Genomic DNA, 396 nt, shown 5'->3' with positions numbered 1-396 from the left:
TTGTTTAGTTAAAAGCGGTAGCGACTACAGAAGCACGATTTCATTTCAATTATACATGAGAGATACAGAAGTTCTTGGTCCAGAAAAATTTTTACAACTAGCTACCGAATCCATCGATTTAAACCCAAATCCATTTATCAAAGGTACGGGCTATCCTGAATATAACGAAAAAGTCTCAGTCCCTGCCGGTACTGTTGTAACCATTGGACCTGTCACCCCCGAAAACGGCAAACCGGTTCAAATTTCAATAACTTTCGGCCAAGACTCCAACGGCAATACAACAGCAGAAGTCGCAACTACTCAACGTCCTGATCTTGATCCAGGTAGCCCAGAAGCACCCAATAAGAAGCCTGACGGTAATCCTGACAGTAATCCCGATGGAAAGCCCGATAAAAA

The 396-nt window shown here is 42.9% G+C and carries 1 protein-coding gene; it reads left to right on the top strand.

Annotation, left to right across the window (positions count from 1 at the left end; genetic code table 11):
• The coding region (locus HMPREF3052_RS09115) for an IgG-binding virulence factor TspB family protein (protein WP_283126975.1) at positions 1-396 on the top strand (396 nt) is incomplete at both ends.

Origin of the sequence: Neisseria sp. HMSC056A03 (assembly GCF_001815685.1) — a bacterium.
GTDB lineage: Bacteria > Pseudomonadota > Gammaproteobacteria > Burkholderiales > Neisseriaceae > Neisseria > Neisseria subflava.
The sequence above is the reverse complement of the archived record's forward strand: the minus strand, read 5'-3'. Positions and strand labels throughout refer to the sequence as shown.